The 18,410-nt window shown below is 34.0% G+C and carries 15 protein-coding genes and 1 pseudogene; 13 read left to right on the top strand and 3 right to left on the bottom strand.

Annotated elements, in window-relative coordinates:
- Window positions 1-132: 132 nt before the first annotated feature.
- The gene (locus tag HMPREF2597_RS00960; RefSeq protein WP_002461379.1) at window positions 133-930 is read right to left on the bottom strand and encodes a prephenate dehydratase; all 798 of its coding nucleotides are present in this window, start codon (window positions 928-930) and stop codon (window positions 133-135) included.
- A gap of 21 nt (window positions 931-951) precedes the next feature.
- Window positions 952-2,019 (bottom strand): nitric oxide synthase oxygenase, encoded by a 1,068-nt coding sequence (locus HMPREF2597_RS00965; protein WP_002477937.1) that lies wholly within the window; start codon window positions 2,017-2,019, stop codon window positions 952-954.
- Window positions 2,020-2,194: 175 nt separating this feature from the next.
- Between HMPREF2597_RS00965 and HMPREF2597_RS00970 the strand changes: the two genes are divergently transcribed.
- The 11 genes from HMPREF2597_RS00970 to HMPREF2597_RS01020 all read left to right on the top strand — a co-directional run bounded on the left by HMPREF2597_RS00970 (window position 2,195) and on the right by HMPREF2597_RS01020 (window position 14,189).
- Window positions 2,195-3,664, top strand: coding sequence for a nicotinate phosphoribosyltransferase (locus tag HMPREF2597_RS00970; RefSeq protein WP_002477938.1), 1,470 nt, complete (start codon window positions 2,195-2,197; stop codon window positions 3,662-3,664).
- Entirely contained in the window at window positions 3,657-4,496 is an 840-nt protein-coding gene (gene nadE, locus HMPREF2597_RS00975; protein ID WP_002477939.1) for an ammonia-dependent NAD(+) synthetase, read from the top strand. The genes HMPREF2597_RS00970 and nadE overlap by 8 nt, the downstream gene beginning before the upstream one ends.
- 72 nt (window positions 4,497-4,568) lie before the next feature.
- On the top strand, window positions 4,569-5,171 hold the full coding sequence (locus HMPREF2597_RS00980; protein ID WP_002477940.1) for a DUF2179 domain-containing protein: 603 nt from the start codon (window positions 4,569-4,571) through the stop codon (window positions 5,169-5,171).
- On the top strand, window positions 5,152-5,331 hold the full coding sequence (locus HMPREF2597_RS00985; protein ID WP_012990796.1) for an NETI motif-containing protein: 180 nt from the start codon (window positions 5,152-5,154) through the stop codon (window positions 5,329-5,331). Before HMPREF2597_RS00980 ends, HMPREF2597_RS00985 begins: the two co-directional genes overlap by 20 nt.
- A 376-nt stretch (window positions 5,332-5,707) precedes the next feature.
- Window positions 5,708-7,003 (top strand): adenylosuccinate lyase, encoded by a 1,296-nt coding sequence (gene purB / locus HMPREF2597_RS00990; RefSeq protein WP_002477941.1) that lies wholly within the window; start codon window positions 5,708-5,710, stop codon window positions 7,001-7,003.
- 95 nt (window positions 7,004-7,098) lie between these two features.
- Window positions 7,099-7,401, top strand: a complete 303-nt coding sequence (locus HMPREF2597_RS00995; protein ID WP_002461369.1) for a YerC/YecD family TrpR-related protein — start codon at window positions 7,099-7,101, stop codon at window positions 7,399-7,401.
- 139 nt (window positions 7,402-7,540) lie between these two features.
- Window positions 7,541-8,233 carry a heptaprenylglyceryl phosphate synthase gene (locus tag HMPREF2597_RS01000; protein WP_002477942.1) on the top strand — a complete coding sequence of 231 codons (693 nt, stop codon included), beginning with the start codon at window positions 7,541-7,543 and terminating at the stop codon, window positions 8,231-8,233.
- Entirely contained in the window at window positions 8,233-10,425 is a 2,193-nt protein-coding gene (gene pcrA, locus HMPREF2597_RS01005) for a DNA helicase PcrA (RefSeq protein WP_002477943.1), read from the top strand. Before HMPREF2597_RS01000 ends, pcrA begins: the two co-directional genes overlap by 1 nt.
- 3 nt (window positions 10,426-10,428) lie before the next feature.
- Window positions 10,429-12,432, top strand: a complete 2,004-nt coding sequence (ligA, locus tag HMPREF2597_RS01010; protein WP_002477944.1) for an NAD-dependent DNA ligase LigA — start codon at window positions 10,429-10,431, stop codon at window positions 12,430-12,432.
- Window positions 12,433-12,444: 12 nt separating this feature from the next.
- The gene (locus HMPREF2597_RS01015; protein WP_002492732.1) at window positions 12,445-13,635 is read left to right on the top strand and encodes a CamS family sex pheromone protein; all 1,191 of its coding nucleotides are present in this window, start codon (window positions 12,445-12,447) and stop codon (window positions 13,633-13,635) included.
- Between the two features lie 164 nt (window positions 13,636-13,799).
- The gene (locus tag HMPREF2597_RS01020; RefSeq protein ID WP_070817109.1) at window positions 13,800-14,189 is read left to right on the top strand and encodes a VOC family protein; all 390 of its coding nucleotides are present in this window, start codon (window positions 13,800-13,802) and stop codon (window positions 14,187-14,189) included.
- Between the two features lie 332 nt (window positions 14,190-14,521).
- On the opposite strand, the pseudogene putP reads toward HMPREF2597_RS01020, so the two are convergent.
- Window positions 14,522-16,074: pseudogene (gene putP / locus HMPREF2597_RS01025) on the bottom strand (sodium/proline symporter PutP).
- 565 nt (window positions 16,075-16,639) lie between these two features.
- Here putP and gatC point away from each other — a divergent pair.
- Together gatC and gatA are read left to right on the top strand one after the other, a co-directional pair.
- A complete protein-coding gene (gene gatC / locus HMPREF2597_RS01030; RefSeq protein ID WP_002477947.1) occupies window positions 16,640-16,942 on the top strand; it encodes an Asp-tRNA(Asn)/Glu-tRNA(Gln) amidotransferase subunit GatC in 303 nt (100 codons plus the stop codon).
- 1 nt (window position 16,943) lies between these two features.
- A complete protein-coding gene (gene gatA / locus HMPREF2597_RS01035; protein WP_070817110.1) occupies window positions 16,944-18,401 on the top strand; it encodes an Asp-tRNA(Asn)/Glu-tRNA(Gln) amidotransferase subunit GatA in 1,458 nt (485 codons plus the stop codon).
- Window positions 18,402-18,410: the final 9 nt, after the last annotated feature.

Consider the following 18,410-nt stretch of genomic DNA (forward strand, 5'->3'; position numbering starts at 1 on the left):
AAATAAGGCACTTTCGTATCATTTAATAAATACCACTAAACTAAATCAACGATGTGCGTTATAAAAAATTACTAAAAGCTCCCGGCTTATTTTCTTCAAAATGATACCATTGAAACTATTTCAGAATTATTTTTAATTAGAAAACGAACCGATAATTTTAATTTTAAAGTCTAATGTTTCTAATATTGAAATCACTTTTTTTAATTCATCATTTAAACCTCTGTCAGCTTGGACAAAAAATCGATATTTTCCAAGTTCTGTTTTTAAAGGTCGTGATTCTATCCATGATAAATTAATATTAAATAATGCAAATGTATTTAATATGCTGGCTAATAGGCCGGGTTTATCGGACTGAGGTGTTATAACAAGTATGGTCTGACTGGTATACGGTTTAAAATGATTATGATTTTTGATGATTAAAAAGCGTGTTGTGTTATGCGGATAATCTTCAATATTTGATGCTAAGGCCTTAAATCCTAGTCGTTCTCCACTGCCCAGTGGTGCAATTGCTGCAGTCGTCGATGTAATTTTATCTAAACTCTGAATAGTACTATCGACATAATCGTAATTAAAACCATGTTGGTGTATAAAGTTACGTGTTTGACTAATCGCTGGTGCAATCGAATAAACGGTAGAAATATCAGAAAGTGATGTATGGGGCAATGCATATAATCCAAAGTGAATGTTTATGATAATTTCCCCGTGGGCAAAAATATCTTGTTGTGCTAGTGCATCTGCAACCATATTAATCGTCCCTTCGATAGAATTTTCGATAGGAACGATTCCCATATCTTCTTTATTATTTACAACAGCTAAAATAACCTCAAGCAAGTTGGACTGTGCACACCGATCAATTGATGGCTCTGAGACGATTTGTTGGCTTGCTAAAAAAGAAAAAGTGCCCTTTGGACCTAAATAATGTAATTTCATAGTTGACCTCCATAAGCGTGTTTAATGGAAAGGGCAAGATGTTGTTTTGTTCTTTTTATAATAGAAATTTGGATCTTTCATCTCATTATTAAAACCATGGTGATAGTTATCAGTTAAAGTTGGCGATAATGGCGGTGCCAGCCAGGACCACTTACCAGTCACTTGGCGTTCTGCTTGAGCTTCCTTTTGTTGAAAAAGTTCAAACTGTTTAGAAGCCGTTAAGTGATCAACAATTGAAACGCCTTGCGATTTGAATGAATGATAGACCGCATAATTCAATTCAACTAATGCCCGATCTTTGTTGAATGTATTATTTTTTAGTGTATCAAAATTGAAAGCATCTGCAACTTTTTCTAATAAATTATAGCGATAAGAATCAGTAAAATTTCGAACTGCAATTTCAGTGACCATATACCAGCCGTTAAAAGGAGCGCAGGTATATGTGATGCCACCGATAACTAAGTTCATATTTGAAATAATAGGAACGGCATACCATTTTAAATTAAGTGCTTTTAATTTAGGGTAATGCTCATGTATAATATCAACTTCTTTCACAAGTTCAGAAGGAAGTTCATGATATGTTACACGCTTCCCAGGAATTTGAAAGATTAATGGTAACACATCAAAATCTGTATGATTACCTTGCCATCCTAAGTGTTGTGCTAGACGAGTCACGTCTCGTTCTGCAGGGTCACCCATGTCATCGTATCCAGCATAGCGAATGATTTGATTGTTGAAAATTTTAGGTGGGTTTTCCGCTGAAAAAATAGTAATTGTAGGTTTTATTTTTCCGCCATTTGTTGCTAAAGATAAATGCTGATGGATTGAATTTATAAAGGACGATTCATCTTGAACATCTCTCGCATCAATAACGTTTAACGATTCCCAAAATAGTCGGCCGATACAACGATTTGAATTTCTCCATGCCATTTTGGCACCATACGTTAATTCTTCTAATGTATGTGTATAAATACCAGATTCTTCAATTTCTTGCTCTATTTGTAGTATACGAGCATTCATTTTAGTTTGTGAATATTTTAATTCTTTATACATAGTTTGGATAAATTGTATGGCTTTTTCCCTTAACATATGCTCACCTCATCACCATTATAATGGAGAGCTATTAAAAGGCCATAAAAAAGATTACATTGTCACTAATTTGTCTTTTAAAGCAGATCACATAAAGTATGTATTAAACAACTAAATTATTCTGAATGTTTGAATTATGATAAAATATATAAAAAGATCGATTGGAGAGAGTCTTGTGTATCAATATAGTGATGATAGTTTAATGTTGCATAATGATTTATATCAAATAAATATGGCAGAAAGTTATTGGCATGACGGCATACATGAGCGAATGGCAGTTTTTGATTTGTATTTTAGAAATATGCCATTTGATAGTGGTTATGCAGTATTTAATGGTTTGAAACGGGTAATTCAGTTTGTGGAAAATTTTAAATTTACAGATTCAGACATTGCTTATCTTGCATCTATAGGTTATCAGGATGACTTTTTAGAATATTTAAAGCAATTAAGATTTACTGGCCATATTCATGCGATGCAAGAAGGAGAGCTTTGCTTTGGAAATGAACCCATGTTAAGGGTGGAAGCGCCTTTAATTCAAGCACAATTGTTGGAAACAGAATTACTGAATATCATCAATTTTCACACTTTAATTGCAACGAAAGCCAGTCGTATTCGTCAAGTAGCCCCGAACGATGTATTAATGGAATTTGGAACTAGACGTGCACAAGAATTAGATGCTGCTTTGTGGGGAGCTAGAGCTGCTTATATTGGAGGATTTAATTCAACGAGTAACGTGCGTGCGGGTAAGCTATTCGGTTTGCCAGTTTCAGGTACACATGCGCATGCGTTAGTACAAACATATGGGGATGAATATACGGCATTTAAAAAATACGCTGAACGACATAAAGATTGTGTCTTTCTTGTTGATACATTTCACACATTGAAGTCAGGTGTACCAACTGCGATTAAAGTTGCTAAAGAATTAGGAGATAAGATTAATTTTGTTGGTATACGTTTAGATTCTGGCGATATTGCTTACTTGTCTAAAGAAGCACGTCGAATGTTAGATGAAGCTGGTTTTCCTAATGCTAAGATAATTGCTTCAAACGATTTAGATGAACAGACTATTATGAGCTTGAAATCCCAAGGTGCATGTGTAGATTCTTGGGGTGTAGGTACAAAATTAATCACTGGTTATGATCAGCCAGCTTTGGGTGCGGTATATAAACTTGTTGCCGTTGAAAATAATGAAGGCCAATACGTTGATCGCATTAAATTATCTAATAATGCAGAAAAAGTAACGACACCTGGTAAGAAAAAAGTATACCGCATCATTAATAAGAAAACAGGGAAATCGGAAGGGGATTATATAACGTTAGAACACGAAAATCCTAATAATGAGAGTCGATTAAAAATGTTTCATCCGGTTCATACTTATAAGATGAAATATATTAAATCATTTGATGCTATTGATTTACACCATGTAATCTTTGAACAAGGTAAACTGGTTTATGATTTACCTTCTGAAGATGAGGCGCAAGCCTATTTAACAAAAGCATTATCTCAATTGTGGGATGAAAATAAACGTTATTTAAATCCCCAAGAGTATCCCGTTGATTTAAGTACAGCATGTTGGGAAAATAAACATAAACGTATATTTGAAGTTGCTGAGCACGTGAAAGAGATGGAGGAAGAAAATGACTAAGTTACAAGATATCATTGTTAAGGAAATGAAAGTTAAAAAAGAGATTAATGAAGCAGAAGAAATTGAAAGTATTAAGTCATTTATTAAAAATTATGTACTATCACATTCATTCATCAAAAGTTTAGTTCTTGGCATATCTGGTGGACAGGATTCAACGTTAACTGGTAAACTCGCACAGCTAGCTGTAGATGAATTAAACGCAGAAGGTCGTAAATGCGAATTTATTGCGGTTAAATTACCGTATGGTGTGCAAAAAGATGCAGCTGAAGTTGACGATGCAATCGCGTTTATTCAACCTGATAAAGTAGTGACTGTAAATATCAAGCCTGCTGTAGATCAAAGTGTTACTTCTCTACAAGAAGCGGGTATCAAGTTAACAGATTTTCAAAAAGGCAATGAAAAGGCAAGAGAGCGCATGAAAGTACAGTTTTCCATCGCATCTCATACGCAAGGCATTGTTGTTGGTACGGATCATTCTGCGGAAAATATTACCGGCTTTTTTACTAAATATGGTGATGGTGCTGCAGATATTGCGCCAATTTTCGGTTTGAATAAACGTCAAGGACGCCAACTCTTAGTCTTCTTACATGCACCCAAACATTTATATGAGAAGGTTCCTACTGCTGATTTAGAAGATGATAAACCGCAATTACCAGACGAAGAAGCGTTAGGTGTAACTTATAATGATATAGATGATTATTTAGAAGGAAAAGGTGTATCTGAGGCAGCTCGTCAAACAATTGAACGTCATTATATTAGAAATGCTCATAAAAGAGAACTGGCTTATACACGATATAGCTGGCCCAAAAGTGATATGAATACTGAAAGTTAATAAAAAACTAGTGACAAAAATCAGTTTGGCTGATAAAATAATCTGGATTTGATGAATGAAAAGAGGAATTTTATGTCTGCAATTGCACAAAACCCATGGCTCATGGTATTTGCTATTTTTATTATTAATGTGTGCTATGTGACATTCCTAACCATGAGGACGATTCTAACACTAAAAGGATATCGATATGTTGCTGCAGTCGTGAGCTTTTTAGAAGTATTAGTCTATGTCGTAGGTTTAGGATTAGTAATGTCAAGTTTAGATCAAATACAAAACATTTTTGCATATGCGCTGGGCTTTTCTGTTGGAATTATCGTTGGTATGAAAATAGAAGAAAAGTTAGCGCTAGGTTATGTTGTAGTTAATGTAACCTCTGGTGAATACGAACATGATTTGCCGAATGAATTGCGAAATTTAGGCTATGGTGTGACACACTACGCAGCTTTTGGACGCGATGGCAGTCGTATGGTGATGCAAATATTAACTCCACGCAAATATGAGCTTAAATTAATGGATACCATAAAAAATCTAGATCCTAAAGCATTTATTATTGCATATGAGCCTAGAAATATACATGGTGGTTTCTGGACGAAAGGTGTACGTAAACGTAAGTTAGCAGCTTATGAACCTGAAGAATTAGAAAGTGTTGTGGATTATGAAATTCCAAGTAAATGACAATGAAACAATAACTGAATGTATACAACGCATGCGCTCTGACGGATATATACCAATACGTCGAATTGAAAAGCCTATATTTCAAGAGCTTGCTGACGGTAGCATAGAAGTATTAAAACAGGAAGTCATTTTTATAGGAAAGAAATTGAATACAGATTAGTTCTATTAAGATAAACAGTTTGGAACATCTTTATAATTTAGGCTATCAACTATATATTTGCAGTAGTTGGCTTGATTGAAAACACGCTGATACCAAGCTTTTTTCAATTCTAGTCAACCATATCGGGGCGGGAATACGAATTCATAATGAATTCTGTCCGGCTCCTTTTTTTGTGGTAAAAATGTTGATAGTAATTGTTTTCGTATTCAGATTATCATAGAATATGAAAGTAAGGAAAAACTTTATACATTTACTTGAAATTTTGATAAGCTAAGGTTGAAGTGATTAAAAAACGAACTTTTTCGTTTTATTTCGTATTATTGTACAGTTTTAATGTAAGTCATTCATCAAATTACTAGTGATAGGAGTTAAAAAAATGATAGAGCGCTATTCAAGAGAAGAAATGTCAAAGATATGGACAGATCAAAATCGTTACGAAGCATGGTTAGAAGTAGAAATTTTAGCTTGTGAAGCATGGAGTGAATTAGGATATATTCCTAAAGACGATGTTAAAAAAATTCGCCAAAATGCAAAAGTAGATGTCAATCGGGCTAAAGAAATAGAGGAACAAACACGTCATGATGTTGTTGCCTTTACAAGACAAGTTTCAGAAACACTTGGAGAAGAAAGAAAATGGGTGCATTATGGACTCACTTCAACTGATGTCGTAGATACAGCGTTAAGTTACGTCATTAAACAAGCCAATGATATCATTGAAAAAGATTTAGAACGATTTATAACTGTTCTAGCTGAAAAAGCTCAAAAATACAAATATACCTTAATGATGGGACGTACACATGGGGTGCATGCTGAACCTACAACTTTCGGTATCAAAATGGCACTATGGTATACGGAAATGAAACGTAACTTAAAGCGCTTTAAAGAGGTGCGCAAAGAAATTGAAGTAGGGAAAATGAGCGGTGCTGTTGGTACATTTGCGAATATTCCTCCTGAAATTGAAAGCTATGTGTGTAAGCACTTAGGTATTGATGCAGCGCCAGTTTCAACACAAACATTACAACGGGATCGTCACGCATATTATATTGCAACGCTAGCGCTTATAGCTACGTCTATGGAAAAATTTGCAGTAGAAATTAGAAACTTACAAAAAACAGAAACACGTGAAGTTGAAGAAGCATTTGCCAAAGGACAAAAAGGCTCTTCTGCTATGCCACATAAACGCAATCCAATCGGATCAGAAAATATCACTGGCATATCTCGCGTAATAAGAGGCTATATTACAACTGCATATGAAAATGTACCTTTATGGCATGAACGTGATATATCACATTCTTCTGCTGAACGTATTATGTTACCTGATGTTACTATTGCATTAGATTATGCGCTTAACCGTTTTACAAATATTGTAGATAGACTAACTGTTTATGAAGATAATATGAGAAATAATATTGATAAAACATTTGGTCTTATATATTCGCAACGTGTATTATTAGCACTTATCAATAAAGGAATGGTAAGAGAAGAAGCTTATGATAAAGTACAGCCAAAAGCAATGGAATCATGGGAAACGAAAACACCGTTCCGCGAATTAATTGAACAAGATGAAACAATTACAAATGTATTATCTAAGGATGAATTAGACGAATGCTTTGATCCAAAACACCATTTAAATCAAGTGGATACAATTTTTAATCGTGCTGGTTTAGAATAACTCCTTAACTTCTTGCGTATATTTGACTACACTTTAATCATTTAGTACGTTAAAATGAGATTAAATATTGAAAATGAGTCTAGGGGTTGTTAACGATGCAAATTGAAAAATTACGTGGGAAAGCATTAGATGAATTATTTGATGCAATACTCACTCTTGAAAATAGAGAAGAGTGTTATCAATTCTTCGATGATTTATGCACCGTCAATGAAATACAGTCATTATCGCAGCGATTACAAGTAGCTAAAATGATAAAGCAGGGTTATACCTATGCAACGATAGAGCAAGAATCGGGCGCATCAACTGCAACGATTTCACGTGTAAAACGCTCATTACAATGGGGTAATGATGCATATACAATGATTCTTGACCGATTAAATATTAAGACAAAAGAATAGTGTTACAACATGGCTGGGACAATGATTTTGTCTCAGCCATGTTTGACGTAATGATAATCGAATTTATTTGGCATAATAGTTTAGAAATGAGAATAGAAAATGATATAATTTAAGGTATGTTAAAAAAGGAGATACTTGTATGTATGATTTAAAAGAATGGCGCCATGTATTTAAATTAGACCCTGCAAAAGTTATTAATGACAGCGATTTAGATGCAATTTGTATGTCCAACACAGACGCAATTATTATTGGTGGCACAGATAATGTAACAGAAGATAATGTATTGCATTTAATGAGTAGAGTACGTAGATATCCTATTCCTTTAGTGTTAGAAATTTCCAATATTGATAGCGTTATGCCAGGATTTGATTTTTATTTCGTGCCTACAGTATTAAATAGTGCAGATGTTAAATATCAAAATGGTATGTTACATAAGGCATTAAAACAATATGGACATGTTATCAATTTTGATGAACTGTTTTTAGAAGGCTATATCGTACTTAATCCAGAAAGCAAAGTAGCTGAAGTAACACAAGCGCAAACAGCTTTAAATGAAGAAGATCTCATTGCTTATGCTCAAATGGTTGATCAGCTATATCATTTACCAATCATGTATATAGAATATAGTGGTATTTATGGTGATGTAGAAAAAGTTAAGTCAGTAGCTGAAACCTTGACTAGCACGCAATTATTTTATGGTGGCGGTATATCTACGTTGTCAGAAGCACAGCAAATGGCCAATTATGCGCATACAATTGTGGTTGGAGATTTAATCTATACAGATATTAAGCAAGCATTGAAAACAGTAAAAATTAAGAAGGAGTTTCAGTAATGAATTCATTAGTTGCAAATATGAACGACGAACAAAGCGAAGCCGTGAGAACGACAGAAGGGCCACTTTTGATTATGGCTGGTGCTGGCTCAGGTAAAACAAGAGTGCTTACGCATAGAATTGCATATTTATTAAATGAAAAAGGTGTTTCGCCATATAACATACTAGCAATTACGTTTACCAATAAAGCAGCTAAAGAAATGAAGCAACGTGTTGAACAATTAGTCGGTGAAGAAGCATCAGTTATCTGGATGTCAACATTTCATTCGATGTGTGTCAAAATTTTACGTAGAGATGCTGATCGCATTGGCATCGAACGAAATTTTACTATAATAGACCCGACAGATCAAAAATCAGTCATTAAAGATGTATTAAAAAATGAAAATATTGATAGTAAAAAATTTGAACCACGTATGTTTATATCAGCAATAAGTAATTTAAAAAATGAATTAAAGACACCCGACGATGCTCAAAAAGAAGCGAATAATTATCACGAACAGATGATTGCTACTGTTTATAGTGGTTATCAACGACAATTATCTCGTAATGAAGCACTTGATTTTGATGATTTAATTATGACTACAATCCGGTTATTTGAGCGTGTTCCAGATGCATTAGAATATTATCAAAATAAATTTCAATATATCCATGTAGATGAATATCAAGATACCAATAAAGCTCAATATACATTAGTGAAAATGTTAGCCAGTAAATTTAAAAATTTATGTGTAGTAGGTGATTCAGACCAATCAATTTATGGTTGGCGTGGCGCAGATATTCAAAATATATTATCTTTTGAAGAAGACTATCCTGAAGCTAAAAGCATCTATTTAGAACAAAATTATCGTTCAACGAAAACAATACTTAATGCAGCAAATGAAGTGATTAAAAATAATACTGAACGAAAGCCTAAAGGACTTTGGACAGCCAATACCAATGGTGAAAAAATTAAGTATTATGAGGCCATGACCGAGCGAGATGAAGCAGAATATGTCGTGCGCGAAGTCATGAAACATCAGCGCAATGGCAAAAGCTATGGCGACATTGCAATTTTATATCGTACAAATGCACAGTCACGTGTCCTAGAAGAAACATTTATGAAATCAAATATTCCTTATACTATGGTTGGTGGTCAAAAGTTCTATGACAGAAAGGAAATTAAAGATTTACTTAGTTATTTGAGAATCGTAGCAAATAGTAATGATGATATTAGTTTACAACGTATTATCAATGTTCCAAAAAGAGGTATAGGACCATCTTCTGTTGAGAAAATTCAGGCATATGCATTACAAAATAATATCAGTATGTTTGATGCATTATCAGAAGCGGACTTTATCGGACTTTCTAAAAAAGTAACACAAGGATGTATACAGTTTTATGATTTATTACAGAATTTGATTAAAGAACAAGAATTTTTAGAAATCAGTGAAATTGTAGAAGAAATATTAGAAAAAACAGGTTATCGCGCTATGTTAGAACGAGAGCAAACGATAGAATCACGCAGTCGTTTGGAAAACCTTGATGAATTTATGTCAGTGCCTAAAGACTATGAAGAAAATACGCCACTTGAAGAACAATCTTTAATTAATTTCTTAACAGATTTATCATTAGTAGCAGATATTGATGAAGCACAAATTGATGATGGCGTAACAATGATGACAATGCACTCGGCTAAAGGTCTTGAATTTCCTATTGTATTTTTAATGGGAATGGAAGAATCATTATTCCCTCATATTAGAGCGATTAAAAGCGATGATGATCATGACATGCAAGAAGAACGACGAATTTGTTATGTGGCTATAACACGTGCAGAAGAGCAGCTTTATATTACTAGAGCTACAAGTAGAATGCTGTTCGGACGCTCACAATCTAATATGCCATCCCGTTTCCTAGAAGAAATACCTGAAGATTTATTAGAATTACCAAACCTAGATAAACGTCAAACCATTGCACCTAAGTCAAAATCTATGGTAAAACGTGGCTATAGTAAACGAGTTACTTCTCCTAAGAGAGAGGTTAAGTCATCGGATTGGCATGTTGGAGATAAGGTCATACACAAAGCATGGGGCGAAGGTATGGTTAGTCATGTTAATGAGAAAAATGGCTCTGTAGAATTAGATATTATATTTAAGTCACAAGGTCCTAAACGCTTGTTAGCTCAATTTGCACCGATTGAAAAAAAGGAGGATTAAATCATGGATAATTTGCAACATCGTGTTAATGAATTACATGATTTATTAAATCAATATAGTTATGAATATTATGTTCAGGATAACCCCTCTGTTCCTGACAGCGAATATGATAAGCTTCTTCATGAATTAATCCAAATTGAAGCGGATCATCCTGAGTATAAAACGACTGATTCTCCAACGGTGCGTGTTGGCGGTGAAGCCCAATCTTCATTCGAAAAGGTTAGACATGATACACCAATGCTTAGTTTAGGTAATGCCTTTAATGAAGAGGATTTAAAGCGTTTTGATCAACGCATTCGTGATCACATAGGTGAGGTAGAATATATGTGTGAGCTGAAAATTGACGGTTTAGCAGTATCTTTAAAATATGAAAACGGAAAATTTGTGCAAGGATTGACGCGTGGAGACGGTACGACTGGAGAAGATATTACTGAAAATTTAAGAACGATCCATGCTATCCCTTTGAAATTAAAAGAGCCATTAAACTTCGAAGTACGTGGTGAAGCATATATGCCTAGAGCTTCATTTATGTCCTTAAATAAACAAAAAGAGAAAAATAACGAACAACCGTTTGCAAATCCAAGAAACGCTGCTGCAGGCTCGTTGCGGCAATTAGATTCAAAGTTGGCAGCTAAACGAAAGTTAAGTGTATTTTTATATAGTGTCAATGATTTCTCTGATTTTAATGCAACAACTCAAAGTGATGCTTTGGATGAACTGGATCGCTTAGGCTTCAAAACGAATAAAGAACGTGAGTGTGTGAGTGATATTGATGGTGTATTGGCGTACATTGAAAAATGGACTGCGAAACGTGAATCATTAGCTTATGATATTGATGGTATCGTGATTAAAGTTAATGATTTAGCACAACAAGAAGAGATGGGTTACACGCAAAAATCGCCTAGATGGGCAATTGCATATAAATTTCCTGCTGAAGAAGTAGTTACACGGCTGTTAGACATTGAATTAAGCATAGGAAGAACCGGAGTAGTAACACCTACGGCTATTCTAGAACCAGTTAAAGTGGCCGGAACCACAGTTTCACGTGCATCATTGCATAATGAAGATTTAATACATGAGCGTGATATTCGCATTGGAGATAGTGTTGTTGTGAAAAAAGCAGGAGACATTATTCCAGAAGTGGTAAAAAGTATTATCGAGCGGCGCCCCAATGATGCCGAAACGTATCATATGCCAACGCATTGTCCTAGCTGCGGACATAAGTTAGTAAGAATTGAAGGTGAAGTAGCTTTACGCTGCATCAATCCAAAATGCCAGGCTCAACTGGTTGAAGGACTTATTCATTTCGTATCTAGACAAGCTATGAATATTGATGGTTTAGGAACGAAAATCATCCAGCAACTCTATCAGCATGAATTGATTAAAGATGTTGCAGATATTTTCTATTTAACTGAAGAAGATTTATTACCCTTAGAACGCATGGGTAAAAAGAAAGTAGAGAATCTATTACAAGCTATCGACAAAGCTAAATCTAATTCTTTAGAACATTTACTTTTTGGTCTTGGTATTCGTCATTTAGGTGCCAAAGCAAGTTATGTTTTGGCTGAAAAATACGAGACGATAGAACGTTTGTTAACTGTTACCGAAGATGAACTTATAAGCATTCATGATATTGGTGACAAACTTGCGCAATCTGTCGTCACATACTTAGAAAATGAAGATATTCAATCATTGATTTCTAAATTAGCTAACAAAGATGTTAATATGACTTTTAAAGGGGTAAAGATTTCAGAATTAGCTGGTCACCCAGAGTTTCAAGATAAAACAATTGTATTAACGGGCAAACTAGAACAGATGACTCGTAAAGAAGCGGCTGATTGGCTTCAGTTACAAGGTGCAAAAGTGACCAATAGTGTAACTAAAAACACAGATTTAGTTATTGCAGGTGAAGATGCAGGGTCTAAATTAACAAAAGCACAGAAGTTTGGTACTGAAATTTGGTCAGAAAGTGACTTTATTAGCAAGCAAACGGAAATAATGGAGTAGAGGAGAACGGCGATGAAGCGGACAATAATTTTATTGATTTCAGTATTATTTATATTAGCGGCTTGTAGTAACGGTAATCAAGATGATAGAAAAGATAAATCAGCCGATCATCCAAACAGTGCGAATCAAATTGCGACTGATAAAGATGTACAGGGTGATAACTATCGTACCTTACTCCCATTTAAAGAAAGCAAAGCGCGTGGTATTTTACAGGATAATATGACGAATGGATATAATGGAGAAGATTTTGAGAGAGGGCTGTTGAATTTAAGCAAAGACGTCTTTTCAACTGACAAGTATTTATACCAAGATGGTCAATATCTATCGAAGTCTACAATTAATGCATATCTTGAGCCTAAATTTACTAAAGATGAAATTGACAAAATGAGTGAAAGCGAACAAAAGGATAAAAATGCAAATGAGAATTTAGGCCTTAATCCATCACATCATGGAGAAACAGATAAAGCTAAAATTGCTAAAAAATCTCCTGCATATTTATCGAATATACTAGAACAAGATTTTTATGGCAACAGGGATAAAAAAGGTTCAAATATTAAAGGAATGACTATTGGACTAGCAATGAATAGTGTTTATTATTACCAAAAGGAAAAAGATGGAGAAACATATAGTGAAAATTTAGATGACAAAGAAATTGAGAAACAAGGTAAATCCATGGCATCTGAAATACTATCTCGTTTACGTGCAAACGAAGACTTGAAAGATATACCGATTCATTTTGCTATCTATAAACAATCTGGTCAAGACTCTATTTCTCCGGGAAGCTTTATCGCACAAACAACTGCAGATGATGGTCAAACTACGATCAATCATTGGAAGTCCATTAATGAAAAAACAGTCTTATTGCCTTCAGATGATGCAGATAAGTTAAACGAGACATTAAACAATAACTTTAAGCAATTTAATAATAATTTACAGTCATATTTTACAAACTTTACTCAAGCAGCAGGTAAAGTGAAATTTGTAGATAAAAAACCACGTCAACTTACAGTAGATTTACCTATAGATTATTATGGGCAAGCTGAAACGATTGCAATCACTCAATATGTTACTGAACAAGCTAATAAATATTTTGATAACATCGATAGTTACGAAATACGTATTAAAGACGGTAATACTTCAAGAGCTTTAATCAGTAAATCAAAAGATGACAAAGAGCCACAAGTGCATATTTATAATAACTAGAAACTTTTTTAAAGGCGGAAGGACTTATATTAGTTCATATCCGCCTTTTGTTTATTTAAATAAGTTTAGGGAAATGAATCAAATACACCATTATTAAGTGAATAACTTTAATGGTTATTATTTCACATTGTATTAAATAAATTTAATGAGATAGGTTGGGTTTTATGGAATTAAAACATTTAAACATGGTAGTTAGAGATGTACAAAAGGCTAAAACATTTTTCGAAAAATATTTCGATATGACATGTTTTGTTAACGCGGGTAAACAGTTCGTGGCTATGCATGATGAAAATCATTTTGTCTTTAATTTGATTTATGGCGATGATTTTAAATATCCTAAAGAATTGTACATTGGTTTTCCGCAAAAAAGTATTGAAGATGTCGATGCGATGTATGAACGACTTACGAAAGATGGTTATGCTTCTGAAGAACCAACCTATACGCATAATGCTTATACATTTTACTTTATGTCTCCAGCAGAATTTACAATTGAGATATATCATGATGTTAATCAAGAGACGAAGTTAAAGATGCCTGATTATTTTAAAGAATAGGCGCCACAATTTATGGAATTATATCAACAATAGTGTTAAATTATCTAGTGAAAAACACACTCTAAAAGTTAGACTAACGTTTACCTTTTAGGGTGTGTTTAATTAAATTAAAAAATCATATGCTAAATAAATGATGCGGTATTAATTATATCGTGATATTACAATTGCATTACTCCATGCTAGATAATATTTGACTAGCAAGCCACAATGAACAACATGATGAAAAAGATGCAATTGATGTCATTAGACACAAATAATTCAGCATATCCAAGATGAAATTGTAAGTCTTATATTATCTTTACATTTAAATATAACGCGCAAATGTTTTACATTTACTTTTTACGGATTATGGTTTTGACTTTTTCAATATCTTTATTGACAAAATCTCCAGGTTTCTGTGTTAATAAACTGACAACATAAGTTACTATAACGCTAGTTAAGAATCCAGGGATAATTTCGTATATACCGAAAATTTCATTGATTGTTGCCAAAGGTTTGATCCATACAATCCAAATAATAACGACTACCGCACCAGCAATCATGCCACTTAGTGCGCCGGTACGCGTTAAGTTTTTCCAATAAAGAGAATATAACACTAAAGGACTAAAGGCAGCACCGAAACCGGCCCAAGCATTTCCAACTAAATTAAGAATTGTATCATTTGGAGACCATGCAATTGCTAATGCCACAATTGCGACAATTAGTACCGATAATCTACCTACAAGAACAAACTCTCGTTGATGCTCAGCAGCATGTTTCTCCCCACGAATTAATTTATAAAAATCCTCTGTTAGTGAACTAGAAGTAACTAATAATTGAGATGAAATGGTGCTCATAATCGCCGCTAAAATTGCAGCTAATAAAAAGCCACCAACAAGTGGATGAAATAAAATTTGACTCATGACGATAAATAGTGTTTCTGGATCTTCCATTTTGATATGATTATCAGAAATAAAAGCAATACCTGTTAACCCCACACCGACAGCGCCTAATAAACCAACAGCCATCCAACTAATTCCTAGGCGACGTGCTTTAGGAAGCAATTGATGTGATTTTATTGACATAAAACGTACGATAATATGTGGTTGACCAAAGTATCCTAATCCCCAAGCAAAAAGGGAAATAATTCCTAAAGTTGTTGTTCCACGAAATAAGTCTAAATTTGTTGGTTTCATTTCAGCAACACGATTGAAAGTATCCCATCCATTAAGTTGCATCATAGCAACAATTGGTACCATGACCATTGCAATTAGCATAATAACGCCTTGGAAAAAATCAGTAATTGATACCGCTAGATATCCTCCGAAAAACGTGTAAGCAATAACAATGACGGCTACTAGAAGCAAACCGATATGATAATTTAGTCCAAAAGCACTTTCAAACAGTTTGCCACCAGAAACAAATCCGGAATGCGTGTATAATGTGAAAAATATAACGATGATTAAACCAGAGAATATTTTTAGGATGTTATTTTTAGGATGTTATTTTTATCATTTAATCTATTTTTAAAAAAATCTGGAAGTGTGATAGCGTCCCCAGCTATTTCGGTATAAACTCTAAGCCTCGGTGCAACAATAATATAATTAAGATAAGCGCCAAGTGTTAGTCCGATTGTTATCCAAATAGCAGATAATCCAGTGCTATAGACAGAACCTGGAAGTCCCATAATCATCCAGCCACTCATATCTGAAGCACCTGCGGATAATGCAGTTATGTAAGGGCCAATGTTTCGACCACCCAACATGTATTCACTAATATTATCTGTTGCTTGTCTGTAGCCATAATATCCGATAATCAGTAAAATAATAAAGTAAATGGCAATCATAATATACGTTTGCCAGTCTGTTTGCACTTGATTTTGCAATGTAGAACCCAATAATAACATATGAAGAACCCCCTTTATTTTTAGTTACATGTAATATTATACAATATGATGAATGAGATAGAGAAGATAAATTTTATGCCTTCTAAATTTTTAAGGAATATAAGTTTTTAATAAGGTATTTTAAGTATAGATTTTATATTCAGAATTTTTAAATTAATGAATACTATGCTATTAAAATTCTGGATTTTGTATATGTAACTAGGATAATGGCATAAATATCATAAATGAGTAACATTATTTTAATGCTTTTAGACATAAAAGGGATAATGATGTATTGCTGAGCTAATTCACACATTACCGAACGTTACATTTTTCAATAGTTATTTATGTTAAGAATGTACTTAAATCAATTTCTTAAATCCAGATTAATCCTAATACTAACGGTCTATATAGTTTTTTAATTTAATAGCCTTAAACTAAAGTAAGTTGGGCTGTGGCACCGAAAGCTTTATTATAAAATAAGATTTTTGTCTTGCTCCCGTGTAATGTAATAAATATTTAGATTTTTGTGTCGAAATTTGATACAATTTTATGATGAATGAGTAATAAGGAGGCTTTTAATTTAATGACAAAGGTAACACGCGAAGAAGTTGAACATATCGCTAACTTAGCAAGACTTCAAATTTCTCCTGAAGAAACTGAAGAAATGGCAACAACGCTTGAAAGTATTTTAGATTTTGCAAAACAAAATGATAGTGCAGCTACTGAAGGTGTTGAGCCAACATATCACGTTTTAGATTTACAAAATGTGTTACGTGAAGATAAAGCTCAAGAGGGTATTCCTCAAGAACTTGCATTAAAAAATGCAAAAGAAACAGAAGATGGTCAGTTTAAAGTTCCAGCCATCATGAATGAGGAGGACGCTTAAGATGAGTATTCGATATGAATCAATTGAGAATCTACAACAATTAATTAAAGATAAAAAAGTTAAACCATCAGATATTGTTAAAGATATTTATGATGCAATTGAAGAGACAGATCCAACGATTAAATCGTTTTTAACTTTAGATAAAGAAAATGCAGTTAAGAAAGCACAAGAATTAGATCATTTACAAGATAAAGACCAAATGGATGGAAAGCTCTTCGGTATACCAATGGGGATTAAAGATAATATTATTACTGAAGGTGTAGAAACAACTTGTGCTAGCAAGATGTTAGAAGGATTTGTTCCAATTTATGAATCAACAGTAATGAATAAATTAAAGCATGAAAATGCAGTATTAATCGGTAAATTAAACATGGATGAATTTGCTATGGGAGGTTCAACCGAAACGTCTTACTTCAAAAAAACGGTCAATCCCTTTGATCACACGGCCGTACCGGGTGGATCATCAGGTGGTTCTGCTGCGGCTGTAGCAGCAGGCTTAGTACCATTTAGTTTAGGTTCTGATACTGGGGGATCAATTAGACAACCAGCAGCATATTGTGGCGTAGTTGGTATGAAACCTACTTATGGTCGAGTATCTCGTTTTGGTTTAGTAGCATTCGCTTCATCATTAGATCAAATTGGACCTATTACGCGTAATGTTAAAGATAATGCCCTCGTGCTAGAAGCTATTTCAGGCGTTGATGCACACGATTCAACTAGTGCGCCTGTAGATGATGTTGATTTCACTTCAGACATTGGAAAAGATATAAAAGGTCTTAAAGTAGCGTTACCTAAAGAGTATTTAGGAGAAGGTGTCAGTGAAGATGTTAAATCATCAGTTAAAAATGCTGTAGAAACACTTAAATCATTAGGTGCTGAAGTAGAAGAAGTATCATTACCTAATACAAAATATGGTATTCCTTCATATTATGTTATCGCATCTTCAGAAGCATCAGCTAACTTGGCTCGTTTTGATGGTATCCGCTATGGTTATCACTCAAAAGAAGCGCAAACATTAGAAGAGCTATATAAAATGTCTCGTTCCGAAGGTTTTGGTGCTGAAGTAAAACGTCGTATTTTCCTTGGGACTTTTGCATTAAGTTCTGGATATTACGATGCATATTATAAAAAATCGCAAAAAGTAAGAACATTAATTAAAAATGATTTTGATAGAGTATTTGAAGATTATGATGTTATTTTGGGTCCTACTGCGCCAACAACTGCTTTCAATTTAGGTGATGAACTAGATGATCCACTAACAATGTATGCAAATGACTTATTAACGACACCGGTAAACTTAGCTGGCTTACCAGGTATTTCTGTTCCTTGTGGACAATCCAATGGACGACCAATTGGCTTACAATTTATTGGTAAACCATTTGATGAAAAGACGTTATATCGTGTTGCTTATCAATATGAAACACAATACAACCTACATGACGCATACGAAAATTTATAAGGAGTGGAA

Origin of the sequence: Staphylococcus sp. HMSC063A07, from assembly GCF_001836955.1 — a bacterium.
Classification (GTDB): domain Bacteria; phylum Bacillota; class Bacilli; order Staphylococcales; family Staphylococcaceae; genus Staphylococcus; species Staphylococcus lugdunensis.